The sequence below is a fragment of the Streptomyces sp. SDr-06 genome (assembly GCF_003324565.1).
Classification (GTDB): Bacteria; Actinomycetota; Actinomycetes; order Streptomycetales; family Streptomycetaceae; genus Streptomyces.
The window spans coordinates 182,700-196,162 of sequence record NZ_QOLA01000015.1 but is presented as its reverse complement, the minus strand read 5'-3'; the positions used below and the strand labels follow the sequence as shown (position 1 = coordinate 196,162).

At 71.4% G+C, this 13,463-nt stretch carries 10 protein-coding genes and 1 pseudogene; 10 read left to right on the top strand and 1 reads right to left on the bottom strand.

Annotated elements, in window-relative coordinates; translation table 11 throughout:
- The 5 genes from DT019_RS27010 to DT019_RS39765 form a co-directional block, all read left to right on the top strand.
- Positions 1–641: flavodoxin-dependent (E)-4-hydroxy-3-methylbut-2-enyl-diphosphate synthase (locus DT019_RS27010; RefSeq protein ID WP_189389957.1), on the top strand; the 641-nt coding region annotated here is incomplete at its 5' end.
- Positions 642–691: 50 nt separating this feature from the next.
- Positions 692–2,608, top strand: a complete 1,917-nt coding sequence (gene dxs / locus DT019_RS27005) for a 1-deoxy-D-xylulose-5-phosphate synthase (RefSeq protein WP_114039521.1) — start codon at positions 692–694, stop codon at positions 2,606–2,608.
- Positions 2,605–4,041, top strand: coding sequence for an aspartate aminotransferase family protein (locus DT019_RS27000; protein WP_114039520.1), 1,437 nt, complete (start codon positions 2,605–2,607; stop codon positions 4,039–4,041). Before dxs ends, DT019_RS27000 begins: the two co-directional genes overlap by 4 nt.
- A 66-nt stretch (positions 4,042–4,107) precedes the next feature.
- Positions 4,108–4,701, top strand: coding sequence for a helix-turn-helix domain-containing protein (locus DT019_RS26995; protein WP_114039519.1), 594 nt, complete (start codon positions 4,108–4,110; stop codon positions 4,699–4,701).
- 15 nt (positions 4,702–4,716) lie between these two features.
- On the top strand, positions 4,717–4,887 hold the full coding sequence (locus tag DT019_RS39765; protein ID WP_189389955.1) for a DUF6126 family protein: 171 nt from the start codon (positions 4,717–4,719) through the stop codon (positions 4,885–4,887).
- A 15-nt stretch (positions 4,888–4,902) separates the two neighbouring features.
- Here DT019_RS39765 and DT019_RS26990 read toward each other — a convergent pair whose 3' ends face one another.
- Positions 4,903–5,718 carry a tyrosine-protein phosphatase gene (locus DT019_RS26990; RefSeq protein ID WP_114039518.1) on the bottom strand — a complete coding sequence of 272 codons (816 nt, stop codon included), beginning with the start codon at positions 5,716–5,718 and terminating at the stop codon, positions 4,903–4,905.
- A gap of 158 nt (positions 5,719–5,876) precedes the next feature.
- Here DT019_RS26990 and DT019_RS26985 point away from each other — a divergent pair.
- From DT019_RS26985 to DT019_RS26965, 5 genes and pseudogenes are all read left to right on the top strand, one after another.
- A pseudogene (locus tag DT019_RS26985) lies at positions 5,877–7,967 on the top strand (alpha-galactosidase).
- Between the two features lie 267 nt (positions 7,968–8,234).
- Positions 8,235–9,263, top strand: a complete 1,029-nt coding sequence (locus tag DT019_RS26980; RefSeq protein ID WP_114039517.1) for a catalase — start codon at positions 8,235–8,237, stop codon at positions 9,261–9,263.
- 53 nt (positions 9,264–9,316) lie between these two features.
- Positions 9,317–9,733 (top strand): hypothetical protein, encoded by a 417-nt coding sequence (locus DT019_RS26975; RefSeq protein WP_223279774.1) that lies wholly within the window; start codon positions 9,317–9,319, stop codon positions 9,731–9,733.
- The gene (locus DT019_RS26970) at positions 9,730–11,646 is read left to right on the top strand and encodes a GMC family oxidoreductase (RefSeq protein WP_223279773.1); all 1,917 of its coding nucleotides are present in this window, start codon (positions 9,730–9,732) and stop codon (positions 11,644–11,646) included. Before DT019_RS26975 ends, DT019_RS26970 begins: the two co-directional genes overlap by 4 nt.
- On the top strand, positions 11,643–13,457 hold the full coding sequence (locus DT019_RS26965) for a peroxidase family protein (RefSeq protein WP_114039516.1): 1,815 nt from the start codon (positions 11,643–11,645) through the stop codon (positions 13,455–13,457). The genes DT019_RS26970 and DT019_RS26965 overlap by 4 nt, the downstream gene beginning before the upstream one ends.
- Positions 13,458–13,463: the final 6 nt, after the last annotated feature.

The window sequence follows — 13,463 nt, the reverse complement described above, 5'->3', positions numbered from 1 at the left end:
TGTGGGAGGCGTCGCTGTTCGAGGAGCATGGTTTCCGGGACATCAAGATCTCGGTGAAGCACAACGATCCGGTGGTGATGGTGAATGCCTACCGTCAGCTGGCGGCGCAGTGCGACTACCCGCTGCATCTGGGTGTGACGGAGGCGGGTCCGGCGTTCCAGGGCACGATCAAGTCGGCGGTCGCCTTCGGTGCGCTGTTGGCGGAGGGGATCGGTGACACGATCCGGGTTTCCCTCTCGGCTCCGCCGGCGGAGGAGATCAAGGTCGGCATCCAGATCCTGGAGTCGTTGAACCTGCGTCAGCGTCGTCTGGAGATCGTGTCGTGTCCGTCGTGTGGCCGGGCTCAGGTGGATGTCTACAAGCTGGCCGAGGAGGTCACGGCGGGTCTGGAGGGCATGGAGGTGCCGTTGCGGGTCGCGGTGATGGGCTGTGTGGTGAACGGTCCGGGCGAGGCGCGTGAGGCGGATCTGGGTGTGGCGTCGGGCAATGGCAAGGGTCAGATCTTCGTGAAGGGCGAGGTCATCAAGACGGTGCCGGAGTCGAAGATCGTGGAGACGTTGATCGACGAGGCGATGAAGATCGCGGAGCGGATGAAGAAGGACGGCATCGCGTCGGGGCGGCCCGACGTCGCCGTGCGCTGAGGACGAGCGTGATGGTGGGCTGAACAGGATCAGAAAGAGGGGGCCCGAACATGACGATCTTGGAGAACATCCGGGGGCCGCAGGACCTGCAAGTGCTGGACCAGGCGGAACTGGGTGAACTGGCCCAGGAGATAAGGGAGTTCCTGATCCCCGCGGTGGCGCGGACCGGGGGGCATCTGGGGCCCAATCTGGGGGTGGTCGAGCTCTCCATCGCGCTGCACCGGGCCTTCGATTCGCCGGTCGACCGCATCCTGTGGGACACCGGGCACCAGAGCTACGTACACAAACTGCTCACTGGGCGGCAGGACTTCTCGAAGCTGCGCACCAAGGGTGGCCTGTCCGGTTATCCCTCGCGTGCCGAGTCCGAGCACGACGTCATCGAGAACAGCCACGCCTCCACCGTGCTGGGCTGGGCGGACGGGCTCGCCAAGGCCAACGAGGTCCTCGGCCGGGACGGCCACGTCGTCGCGGTGATCGGGGACGGCGCGCTCACCGGCGGCATGGCCTGGGAGGCGCTCAACAACATCGCCGCCGCCCGGGACCGCCCGCTCATCATCGTCGTCAACGACAACGAGCGCTCCTACGGCCCGACCATCGGCGGGCTCGCCAGCCACCTCGCCACCCTGCGCACCACCGACGGTTACGAGCGGATCCTGGCGTGGGGCAAGGAGGTGCTCCAGCACACCCCTGTCGTGGGGCAGCCCCTGTACGAGTCGCTGCACGGCGCGAAGAAGGGCTTCAAGGACGCGTTCGCCCCGCAGGGCATGTTCGAGGACCTCGGCCTGAAGTACGTCGGGCCGATCGACGGGCACGACACCGAGGCCGTCGAGTCGGCGCTGCGGCGGGCGAAGCGCTTCCACGGACCGGTGCTGGTGCACTGCCTGACCGAGAAGGGCCGCGGCTACCAGGCGGCCCTGGACGACGAGGCCGACCGCTTCCACACGGTCGGCGCGATGAACCCGCTGACGTGTGAGCCCCTGGCCCCTTCCAATGGGCCCTCGTGGACAGCCGTGTTCGGGGAGGAGCTCGCCCAACTGGGCGCGGAGCGAGCCGACATCGTCGCCATCACCGCCGCGATGCTGCACCCGACGGGCCTGAGCCGGTTCGCCGAGCGCTTCCCGGACCGGGTGTGGGACGTCGGCATCGCCGAGCAGCACGCGGCGGTGTCCGCGGCCGGGCTCGCCACCGGCGGTCTGCACCCCGTCGTCGCCGTGTACGCGACCTTCCTCAACCGGGCCTTCGACCAGGTCCTCATGGATGTCGCGCTGCACCGGTGCGGAGTGACGTTCGTCCTCGACCGGGCCGGGGTCACCGGCGTCGACGGCCCCTCGCACAACGGCATGTGGGACCTGTCGGTGCTCCAGGTCGTCCCCGGCCTGCGGATCGCCGCGCCGCGCGACGCCGGGCAGCTGCGCGCCCAGCTGCGCGAGGCCGTGGACGTGGCCGACGCTCCGACGGTGCTGCGCTTTCCCAAGGAGTCCGTCGGCCCGGACATCGCGGCCGTCGCCCGGATCGGCGCGATGGACGTGCTGCGCCAGGACAGCCGGGACACAGCCGCCGACGTGCTGCTCGTGGCGGTCGGCGTGCTCGCGCCGGTCTGCCTCCAGGCCGCCGACCTGCTCGCCGGGCGCGGCATCAGGTGCACGGTGGTCGACCCGCGCTGGGTCAAACCCGTCGACGAGCAGCTCGCCCCGCTGGCCGCCGGGCACCGCCTGGTCGCCGTCGTGGAGGACAACGTCCGTACCGGCGGCGTCGGGTGCGCCGTGGGGCAGGCCCTGCGGGATGCCGGGGTCGATGTGCCGTTGCGCAATTTCGGCATTCCCGAGCAGTTCCTCGCGCACGCCAAGCGCGGCGAGGTGCTCGCCGACATCGGGCTCACCCCGGTGGAGGTCGCGGGACGGATCGGCGCCGCGCTCGCGGCCATGGAGGAAGCCGCCGCGGCGGCCGAGAAGGGGAACGACACATGAGCGACGGCGAGCCGAAGGGCTTCGCGGCACCGGCCCCCAGGACCCCGGGAGCCAAGGGATTCGACCTGGCTGCGCTCCTCGCCGAGCGCGGGGCCGAACGCTACGACCTGCATGCCCGGTACCTCAACCACCAGCTGCCGCGAATGCTGCACACCATCGGCTTCGACAAGGTCTACGAGCGGGCCGAGGGCGCGTACTTCTGGGACTCCGAGGGCAACGACTACCTCGACATGCTCGCGGGCTTCGGGGTGATGGGCCTCGGCCGCCACCACCCCGTCGTCCGCAAGGCCCTGCACGACGTCCTGGACGCCTCGCTCGCGGACCTGACCCGCTTCGACTGCCAGCCGCTGCCCGGGCTGCTCGCCGAGCGGCTCCTGGCGCACAGCCCGCACCTGGACCGGGTGTTCTTCGGCAACAGCGGCACCGAGGCCGTCGAGACCGCTCTCAAGTTCGCCCGGTACGCCACCGGCAAGCCGCGCGTCCTGTACTGCACGCACGCCTTCCACGGTCTGACGACCGGCTCGCTCTCGGTCAACGGCGAGTCCGGCTTCCGTGACGGCTTCGCCCCGCTGCTGCCCGACACGGCGGTGCCGCTCGGCGATCTGGCCGCCCTGGAAAGGGAGTTGAAGCGCGGTGACGTGGCGGCCCTCATCGTCGAGCCGATCCAGGGCAAGGGCGTGCACGAGGCGCCGCCCGGCTATCTGCGCGCCGCGCAGGAACTGCTGCACCGGCACAAGGCGCTGCTGATCGCCGACGAGGTGCAGACGGGCCTCGGCCGCACCGGCGACTTCTACGCCTACCAGCACGACGCGGGTGTGGAGCCGGACCTGGTGTGCGTCGCGAAAGCGCTCTCAGGCGGCTATGTGCCGGTCGGTGCCACCCTCGGCAAGGAGTGGATCTTCAAGAAGGTCTACTCGTCGATGGACCGGGTGCTGGTCCACTCGGCGAGCTTCGGCTCCAACGCCCAGGCGATGGCGGCCGGGCTCGCCGTGCTCTCGGTCATGGCGGACGAGGGCATCGTGGAGAACGCCCGCACCACGGGTGACCTGCTGCGCACCCGGCTCGCGGCCCTGACCGACCGCTACGAGCTCCTCTGCGACGTGCGCGGACGCGGCCTCATGATCGGCATCGAGTTCGGCCGGCCGTCCTCGCTGAAGCTGCGCGGCCGCTGGAGCATGCTCCAGGCCGCCCGCAAGGGCCTCTTCGCGCAGATGGTCGTCGTGCCGCTGCTCCAGAAGCACCGGATCCTCACCCAGGTCTCCGGCGACCACCTGGAAGTGATCAAGCTGATTCCGCCGCTGACCATCACCGAGCGCGAGGTCGACCGGTTCGTGGAGGCGTTCACCGCCGTCATGGACGACGCGCACGGCGGGGGCGGGCTCATGTGGGACTTCGGCCGGACCCTGGTGAAGCAGGCGGTCGCCAACCGGTAGCCGGGCCTTTTTGCCTCAGAGGCAAAAAGTTTGCCTCTGAGGCAATGGCCTGCCTGAATGGAGTGCATGAGCACTCCTGCCGACGATGTCGCGGCGCTCCCGGGCGTCGCCTCGCGACTGCGCGAACTGCGCCGCCGTCGCGGTCTCACCCTGGAGGCCGCCGCCCAGCGGGCCGGCCTCTCGCCCGCACACCTCTCCCGGCTGGAGACGGGGGCCCGGCAGCCCTCGCTGCCGATGCTGCTCGGCCTCGCCCGCATCTACGGTACGACGGTCTCGGAACTGCTCGGCGAGATGCCGCCCGAGCGCGAGCCCGTCATCCGGGCCGGCCGCGCCGCACCGCGCGAGGCCGACGGCTGGACCTACCACCAGACCGGCGGCCCGGGCCGCGCCATGCAGGCGCTGCGCGTCGAGGTCCCGTACGGCACCCAGCGCGAGCTCGTCCGGGTCCACCCCGGCGAGGAGTGGCTCTACGTCCTGACCGGGCGGCTCCGGCTGCGCCTCGGGGACGCCACCCACGAACTCGACCCCGGGGACAGCGCGCACTTCGACTCGCTCACCCCGCACCGGATCTCCGCCGCCTCGCACGGCGGAGCCGAGTTCCTCTTCGTGCACACCCTGCTGCAGAGCCCCGATCCGCATCCGTACCACCCGCACAGCTGAGAGGACGGGACAGACATGTCCGAGCACGAGACCGCGCCCGCCGCGGCGAGCCCCCGCAAGAACATCGAGGAGACCGCGGAGACCAAGTTCCCCAGGGGGCTGGTCGTGCGCCTCTTCGCCTACCTCATCGCCGGGCACATCTTCGCGGGCTTCCTCTACCTGCTCTTCGAGGTGGGCGGAAAGTAGCCTTGGGCCGGTGACTCAGACGGCGCTGTCCAGGAGCCGGTCGCGCAGCCGCTCGCGGGTCCCGTCGCTGAGCCCGAGGCCCCGCTCCAGGTATCGGTCCGTGGTTCCCCAGGTCTCCTCGATGGTCTCGAAGGCCGCGTGCAGATACTCCGCGCGGGCGTCGAAGAGGGGGCTGAGGAGCTCCATCACCTCGGCGGACATCGCGTCCGGCGAGGTGTTGGAGCGGCGCACCTTGTAGCGGCGGTGCGGGTCGTTGGACTTGAGGTAGTCCGCCTCGATGGCGTCCCGCTCGACGCCGACCGCGAGCAGCGCCACCGCGATGGCGAGCCCGGCCCGGTCCTTGCCCGCGGCGCAGTGCATCAGCGCGGGCACACTGTCCTCGGCCAGCGCGTGCAGCACCCGGCTGTGCTCGGCGGTGCGCTGCGTGATGATCTCGCGGTACACGGTGATCATCCGGTCCGCCGCCCGGCCTCCGGACAGGGCGGAGCGCAGATCGTCGAGGTCGCCGTCGCGGACCATCTTCCAGAACTCGGCCCCGTCGGCCGGGTCCGTCATCGGAATGTTGACGTTGCGCACGCCCGGCAGCGCGACGTCGGGCCCCTCCAGCTTCTGGTCGCCGGCGTTGCGGAAGTCGAAGACCGTGTGCAGACCGAGGGTCGCCAGGAAGGCCGCGTCGGCCTCGGTGGCGTGCGCCAGGTGACCGCTGCGAAAGAGCCGTCCACCGCGCACCCGCAGACCGTCCACGGTCGACAGCCCGCCCACGTCACGGAAGTTGCGCACCCCCACGAGGTCGGGCTCTGTCACGGGGACCTGCGGAATCTGCTGGGTCACGGGGACTCCTGACGTCGATCCTGGGTGGCGCGTCGTGCGCGTCTGTCGACGATACGACATGCGTTCCTGGGGCAACCTTCTTCGTCGCCGCACAGCCGTTGCCCCCGGAGGCCCCCCACCCCGATCCTGTGCGTACGTGTGCGGATATGGGGGTCGGGATGATTGAGACCGGTGACAATGGACGGCTTTGGGTGCTGTCGGGTCGGACCAGCAGTTACGCGCTGCACCTCACGGACCGGGACGAACTGCTGCACCTGCACTGGGGCCCGCGGATCACGGTCGCGGACGCGGCAGCCCTGGCCCGCGAACCGCTGGCCCCTCACTGGCCCTTCGAGTCCCGCACGGACGGACTGGAGGAGTACCCGGTCGAGGGCGGGCCCCGCTTCGTGCGCCCCGCGCTCTCGGTGCGAACGGGGGAGGCGCGGGGCACCGCCTGGGACTTCACGGGCTCGGACCTCGACGGCGACGAGCTGCGGCTGCGCTTCACCGACCCGGTGAACGGGCTCGGGCTCACCCTGCACTACCGGATGCGGGACGGCTTCGACGTGGTGGAGCGCTGGGTGACCGCCGCCCACCAAGGGGCGGACGGCGCACTGGAGTTGCTGCGCGCGGACGCCGCCACCTGGACACTGCCCCGGCGCGACGGCTGGCGCCTCTCCCAGCTGCACGGCCGCTGGGCCGCCGAGTCCCGGCTCGTACGCGGCGACCTCACCCCCGGCGAGAAGGTGCTCGGCAGCCGGCGCGGGCACACCGGCCACCAGCACCTGCCCTGGGTCGCCCTCGACGCCGACGGCGCGGACGAGGAGAGCGGGGAGGTGTACGGGTGCGCGCTGGGCTGGTCGGGATCGTGGCGCATCGCCGTCCACCGGCTGCCCGACGGCCGGGTGCAGATCAACGGCGGCGCCGGGTACGACGACGCGGGCCTGGTGCTGCTGGCACCGGGCGAAACGTACACCTCGCCCGTGTTCGCCGCGCTGTGGAGCGACGGGGGATTCGGCGGGGCGAGCCGCCAGTGGCACGCCTGGCAGCTAGCCCACGTGATCCCGCGGGCCGGGCAGCCCCGTCCGGTGCTCTACAACTCCTGGGAGGCCACCCTCTTCGACATCTCCGAGGACCAGCAGCGCGCCCTCGCCGAGCGCGCGGCCGAGCTGGGCGTCGAGCTGTTCGTGGTCGACGACGGCTGGTTCGGCGCCCGCACCCACGACGCCGCCGGGCTCGGCGACTGGGCGCCCAACACCACGAGGTTCCCCCGCGGGTTGCAGCCGCTGGCCGACGAAGTCCACGCGCTGGGCATGCAGTTCGGCATCTGGGTCGAGCCCGAGATGGTCAACCCGGACAGCGACCTCTACCGCGCCCATCCCGACTGGGTGCAGTTCCAGCCCGGCCGCGCCCGCACCGAGTTCCGCAACCAGCTCGTCCTGAACCTCGCCCGCCGGGACGTACAGGAGTACGTGGGGGAGCGGCTGGACGACCTGTTGACCAGCGCGCCCGTCGACTACGTCAAGTGGGACTTCAACCGCTGCTTCACGGACGCGGGCTGGCCGGGCGAGCCGTATCCGCAGAAGCTGTGAGTCGAGCATGTGCACGCGTTCTACGCCCTGGTGGACCGGTTGCGCGCCGCCCACCCCCATGTCGCCTTCGAGTCGTGCTCGGGTGGCGGCGGCCGCATCGACCTCGGTGTGCTGTCCCGCACCGACCAGGTGTGGACCTCCGACAACACCGACCCCCTGGACCGTCTCGCCATCCAGCACGGCTTCAGCCAGCTCCACCCGGCCCGGGTGATGGCAGCCTGGGTGACCGACAGCCCCAACACCCAGCTCAACGGGCGGGTCAGCAGCCTCCGCTTCCGCTTCGTGAGCGCGATGGCCGGGGTGCTCGGGGTGGGCGGCGACCTGACCCGCTGGAGCCCGGCCGAACTCGCCGAGGCACGCGCGTGGGTGGCGCTCTACAAGGAGATCCGGCCGGTCGTGCAGCTCGGCGCCCAGTACCGGCTGCGGCCACCGGACGGCGGGCTGAGCGCGGTCCAGTACACGCGGGGCGCCGACACCGTCGTCCTGGCCTGGCTCCAGGCCCAGCACCACGGGGAGCCGCCGCCCGCCGTCCGGCTGCGCGGCCTGGACGCCGCCGCCTCCTACACGTGCCTGGACACCGGCGCCGTCCACAGCGGGGCCGTGCTGCGCCACCGCGGGCTCCACACCGGGCTGCGGGGGGATCTGGACGCGGCCGTGTTCCGGCTGCGCAGGACCTGAGAGCGCTCTCGGCGGCCACCCGGGACAGGACTCGGCCATGAACCGCCATGGCCCGTGGGGTGGTTGGGGCGGGCGGGCGTAACGGCGCCGTTCCCACCACGCGCCGACGGCCCGTCCCGTCCCGGCCGCCAGCACCGGTCCCGCTTGTTGTACCCCGAGGCAAACAGCGGTCCGAGATCGAACAACAGGCCCGAAACTGGCATATCCCGCCCACCCGGCGCCGAGTAGCGTCGCTGCTCCCCGCCGACGGTTGGGAGGAGCCGGACCATGTCCGATCCCCGACAGCACGAGAAGTACGAGCAGTACGAGGGAGGGAGCGCGCAGGCCGAGCAGAAGCTCTTCGAGGAACTCGCCCAGCGGATCGTGCGGATCCAGCGCGTCAATGAGACGTCGGGGCAACTGGCGGGCCCCGACCGGGTGTTCCACGCGAAGTCGACCATCGCCGTCGACAACGCCCGGCTCCGTTTCCACACCGATCTGCCCCTGGGCCTGCGCGAGGGCTTCGCCCGGCCGGGCGCCGAGTACGCGGCCGTCGTGCGGTACTCGAACGCGGCCGGGGTGCCGGCCGCCGACGCGGCCCAGGACCTGCGGGGCATCGCCGTGCGCGTCGTCGTGGCCGACGACGAAACCCACGACCTCCTGTTGCTCAACACCCCCGCGTCGCACGCCGCCAACGCCCGCGAGTTCGTGGAGTTCGCCGAGGTCATGGCGGGCGCGACCAGCACCGCACAGGTCGCCTACCGCTTCCTGGTGAAGTTGCCGCGCGCGGTGGGCAGGCCCGCCGCCACCCGGATGCGCAAGACCCTCCAGAAGGCTGTCGCCCGGAAGATCGCCAGCCTCTCCCAGGAGCGGTACTGGAGCCAGGCGCCGATCCTGTGGGGCGACGCGGGCCCCGTCCAGTACCAGCTGCGGCCCAGCCCCGGCGGGCCGCCCGGACCCAGGCCCGACCGCGCGGACCGGGACCGGCTGCGCACCGAGCTCGCGGCCCGCCTGCGCGAGCGGGACGTCGTGTACGAGCTGTGCCTCCAGCGCTTCGTCGACGAGGCCACCACCCCAGTCGAGGACGCCTCCGTCCAGTGGCCCGAGAGCCTGGCGCCGCCCGTGCCCGTCGCACGGCTCACCGTCCCGCGCCAGGACCTCGACTCCCACGAGGCGGTCGCCGTCGCCCGCCGGATCGAGCAGTTCGCGTTCACGCCCTGGCGCACCACGGACGCCTTCCGGCCGCTCGGCAACCTCAACCGCGCGCGTGACGCCGCCTATGGGGCGAGCAGCGCCCGCAGGCTCGGCCAGGCGTAGGAGCCGCGGACCGGCCCCGCCAACGACCCGTACCGTCCCGATGGGAGTGGATCATGCCGAAGAAGCACGCGGCGGCCGCAGCGACCGCCACCGCCCGGCCCGCCGCCCTGTACGGCCTCGCCGGGATCCGGCTCCTGAACGGGGTGGCCGGCCTCGTCGCGCCCGCCCTGCTCATCGACCGGCTCGACCGCGACTCCGAGCCCAACCCGGCGGCCGTGTACGCCTTCCGGCTCTTCGGGATCCGCACCATCCTGCTCGGCCTCGACCTGCTCACCAACCGGGGGGAGCGCCTGCAGCAGGACCTGCGCGAGGGCGTCCTCATCCACGCGTCCGACACCCTGACCGCGGCGATGCTCGGCATCAAGGGCCTGCTGCCGCCCCGTACCGCGGCGATGACCACGCTGATCTCCGCGACCAACACCGCGCTCGCCGTCAGCGCGCTCGGCAACGGGGCCAGGGAGAAGAAGTGACCGACGCGGACTACGACTACATCGTGGTCGGCGCGGGGGCGGGCGGCGGCCCGCTGGCCGCGAACCTGGCCGAGGCGGGCATGAAGGTTCTGCTCCTCGACGCGGGCGGCGAGCACGAGGACGACAACTACCTGGTCCCCGCCTTCCACGGGGACGCGAGCGAGGACCCGGTCCAGTGCTGGAACTACTTCGTGCGGCACTACGCGAACGAGGAGCAGCACCAGCGCGACACCAAGGCCGTGGCGGGCAAGGGCATCCTGTATCCGCGGGCGGGTGCGATCGGCGGCTGCACCGCGCACCACGCGATGATCACGGTCTACCCCTACAACCGGGACTGGGACGCCATCGCCGAGGCGACCGGCGACGCCTCCTGGCGGGCCGACGCCATGCGCGGCTACTTCGAGCGCATCGAGCGCTGCGGCTACCGCCCCCGGCCCAGGCGGCTGCCCGCCAATGCGCTCCTGGCCGCCGTCCTGAAAGCGCTCCCGTTCGTCGGCGACCGCTACCGCAACCGGTCGCGCCACGGCTTCGACGGCTGGCTGCCCACCCAGCTCGCCGACCCCGCCCTGATCGTCCAGGACAAGCAGCTCCTCAAGGTCATCCTCACCGCGGCCGAGGGCGAGCTCGCCGACTTCCTGGGCCGCCCGCTCTCGCCGCTCGAAGGCCTGGGCGCGGTCGTGGACCCCAACGACTGGCGGGTGCAGACCCTGGGCCTTGAGGGGCTGTGGCAGATCCCGCTGTCGACCGACCGGGGCCGGCGCAGCGCGGTCCGCGAGCGCCTCCGGGCGGTCCGCACCCGCCATCCCGACCAGTTGACCGTGCGCACCGACGTCCTCGTCACCCGGGTCCTCCTCGACGACGCGGGGGCCGCCGCCGGAGTGGAGTTCATCGACGCCGCACGCGCCTACCGCGCCGATCCGGCGGCTTCGTACGACCCCCAACTCCCGCCCCTGGTACGGCTGGCCGCCCGCCGTGAGGTGATCCTCAGCGCGGGCGCCTTCAACACACCCCAGCTGCTCATGCTCTCCGGCATCGGGCCGCGCCAGGAGCTGGAGCGCCACGGCATCCCGGTACGCCTCGACCTCCAGGGCGTCGGCGGCAACCTCCAGGACCGCTACGAGGTGGGCGTCGTCAGCCGGATGGCGAAGGAGTTCCCCATCGTCAAGGACTGCACCTTCCACGCGCCCGAGCCGGGCACCACCCCCGACCGCTGCTACCGGGCCTGGCAGCGCGGCGAAGGGCTCTACACCACCAACGGCTCGGTCATCGGGATCACCCGCAAGTCCCGGCCCGGCCTGGAGGCACCCGACCTGTTCCTGTTCGGGTTCCCCGCCGACTTCCGCGGCTACTACCCGGGCTACTCCCGGGAGAACCTGCGCCACAAGGACCGGTTCACCTGGGCGGTCCTCAAGGCGCACACCCACAACAGCGGGGGAGCGGTGCGGCTTCGCTCGCCCGACCCGCGCGACACCCCGTTGGTGAACTTCCACTACTTCGCCGAGGGTACCGACAAGGACGGCGTCGACCTGGAGGCGATGACGGACGCCGTGGAGTTCGTCCGCCGCATGAACCGGCGCGCCTCGGACGTGATCAGCGAGGAACTGTGGCCCGGCCAGGACGTCGACTCCCGTGATGCCGTGCGCGGTTGGGTGCGCGACCAGGCCTGGGGCCACCACGCCTCGTGCAGCTGCCCGATGGGCGCCGACGGAGATCCCGCGGCGGTCGTCGACAGCCGGTTCCGGGTGCGCGGCGTGGAGCGGCTGCGCATCGTGGACGCCTCCGTCTTCCCGCGCATCCCCGGCTTCTTCATCGCCACCCCGATCTACATGATCAGCGAGAAGGCGAGTGACGTGATCCTCGCCGACGCGCCGCCACCCCTGCCCCAAGGACTGCCCCGAAGGGGGAACCGATGAGTTCGTACCGCACCTCGTTGCCGTGGCGCATCGCCGTCGGCATCGCGGACTTTCTGGACGCCAGGATCGGCTGGGACAAGCTGCCGCTGCCGCTCGGCCTCGCCACCCTGCTCGGACTGCGCGTGCGCTACCGCCAGGAGAACCTGTACGACACCAACGAGATCCCCGCGGTGAACGTGCCCGAACCGGCGCCGCCCAAGGACTCGTTCAAGGTCAACCGCACGGCCGACGGCAGCTACAACGACCTCGGCCAGCCCCGCATGGGCATGGCGGGCACCCGCTTCGGCCGCAACATCCCGCTCGACAAGATCCCCGCGGTCGGCCCCGCCGACGTGCTCGGCGAGCCCAACCCGCGCAAGGTCAGCCGTGAACTGCTCACCCGCGACACGTTCATCCCGGCCGACTCGGTCAACTCCCTGGTCGCCGCCTGGCTCCAGTTCATGGTCCGCGACTGGTTCAGCCACGGCACCGGCGTCGCCGACCGGCCCTGGACCGTGCCGCTCATGGACGACGACCCGTGGCCCGAGCGACCCATGCAGATCATGCGGACGATGGACGACCCCACCCGCGACCCGCACGCCCCGGCCGGCACCCCCGACACCCGCGTCAACGTGTTCTCGCACTGGTGGGACGCCTCCCAGATCTACGGCAGCACCGAGGACGAGCAGCGCGCCATGCGCACCGGCGAGCTGGGCAGGCTCCACCTGTGGGACGACGAGCGGATGCCGTTCCCGACCGACCCCGCCAAGGACCCCTCGCGCGTTCCCGGCTTCTGGCTCGGACTCGCCCTCATGCAGGGCCTGTTCACCCGCGAGCACAACGCGATCTGTGACCACCTGCACGCCGCCTACCCCGGCTGGGACGACGAGGAGATCTTCGAGCGCGCCCGGCTGATCAACGCCGCGCTGCTCGCCAAGATCCACACCGTGGAGTGGACCCCGGCCGTCATCAGCCACCCGACCACCGTCACCGCGCTGCACACCAACTGGTGGGGCCTGGCCGGAGAACGGGTCCACGACCTGTTCGGCAGGATCAGCGGGTCCGAGGTCATCAGCGGCATTCCGGGCGGCGGGACCGACCACTACGGCGTGCCGTACGCGCTCACCGAAGAGTTCGCCGCCGTCTACCGCATGCACCCGCTGATCCGGGACGACTGGGAGCTGCGCGCCGCCAACGACAACACCACGCTGCGCACCGCCACCTTCCGCGACATCGCGGGCCCCGAAGCCCTCAAGGTGCTCGGCTCCATCCCCACCACCGACCTCCTCTACAGCTTCGGCACGCTCCACCCGGGGCTCGTCACCCTGCACAACTTCCCCCGGTTCCTCCAGGAGTTCGAGCGCCCCGACGGCCACCTCCAGGACCTCGGAGCCACCGACATCCTGCGCTCGCGCGAACTCGGCGTCCCCCGCTACAACGAGTTCCGGCGGCTGCTGCGCCTGAAGCCCGCCGAGCGCTTCGACGACCTGACGGACAACCCGCAATGGGCGAAGCAGATCATGAAGGTGTACGACGGCGACATCGAGAAGGTCGACCTGTCGATCGGCATGTTCGCCGAGAAGCTCCCCAAGGGGTTCGCGTTCAGCGACACGGCCTTCCGCATCTTCATCCTGATGGCGTCCCGGCGCCTGAACAGCGACCGCTTCTTCACCGAGTACTACACGCCCGAGGTGTACTCGAAGGCGGGCCTGAAGTGGATCGACGACAACAGCATGCTCACCGTGCTCCTGCGCCACCACCCCGAACTGCGCACCGCGCTCACCGGCGTCAAGAACGCGTTCGCGCCGTGGAACGTCGCCGGGCGCCCGTGAAGGGGG

Coding starts and splice junctions, on each gene's coding strand:
- dxs (WP_114039521.1), top strand. CDS start 692: ATGACGATCTTGGAGAACATCCGGGGGCCGCAGGACCTGCAAGTGCTG.
- DT019_RS27000 (WP_114039520.1), top strand. CDS start 2,605: ATGAGCGACGGCGAGCCGAAGGGCTTCGCGGCACCGGCCCCCAGGACC.
- DT019_RS26995 (WP_114039519.1), top strand. CDS start 4,108: ATGAGCACTCCTGCCGACGATGTCGCGGCGCTCCCGGGCGTCGCCTCG.
- DT019_RS39765 (WP_189389955.1), top strand. CDS start 4,717: ATGTCCGAGCACGAGACCGCGCCCGCCGCGGCGAGCCCCCGCAAGAAC.
- DT019_RS26980 (WP_114039517.1), top strand. CDS start 8,235: ATGTCCGATCCCCGACAGCACGAGAAGTACGAGCAGTACGAGGGAGGG.
- DT019_RS26975 (WP_223279774.1), top strand. CDS start 9,317: ATGCCGAAGAAGCACGCGGCGGCCGCAGCGACCGCCACCGCCCGGCCC.
- DT019_RS26965 (WP_114039516.1), top strand. CDS start 11,643: ATGAGTTCGTACCGCACCTCGTTGCCGTGGCGCATCGCCGTCGGCATC.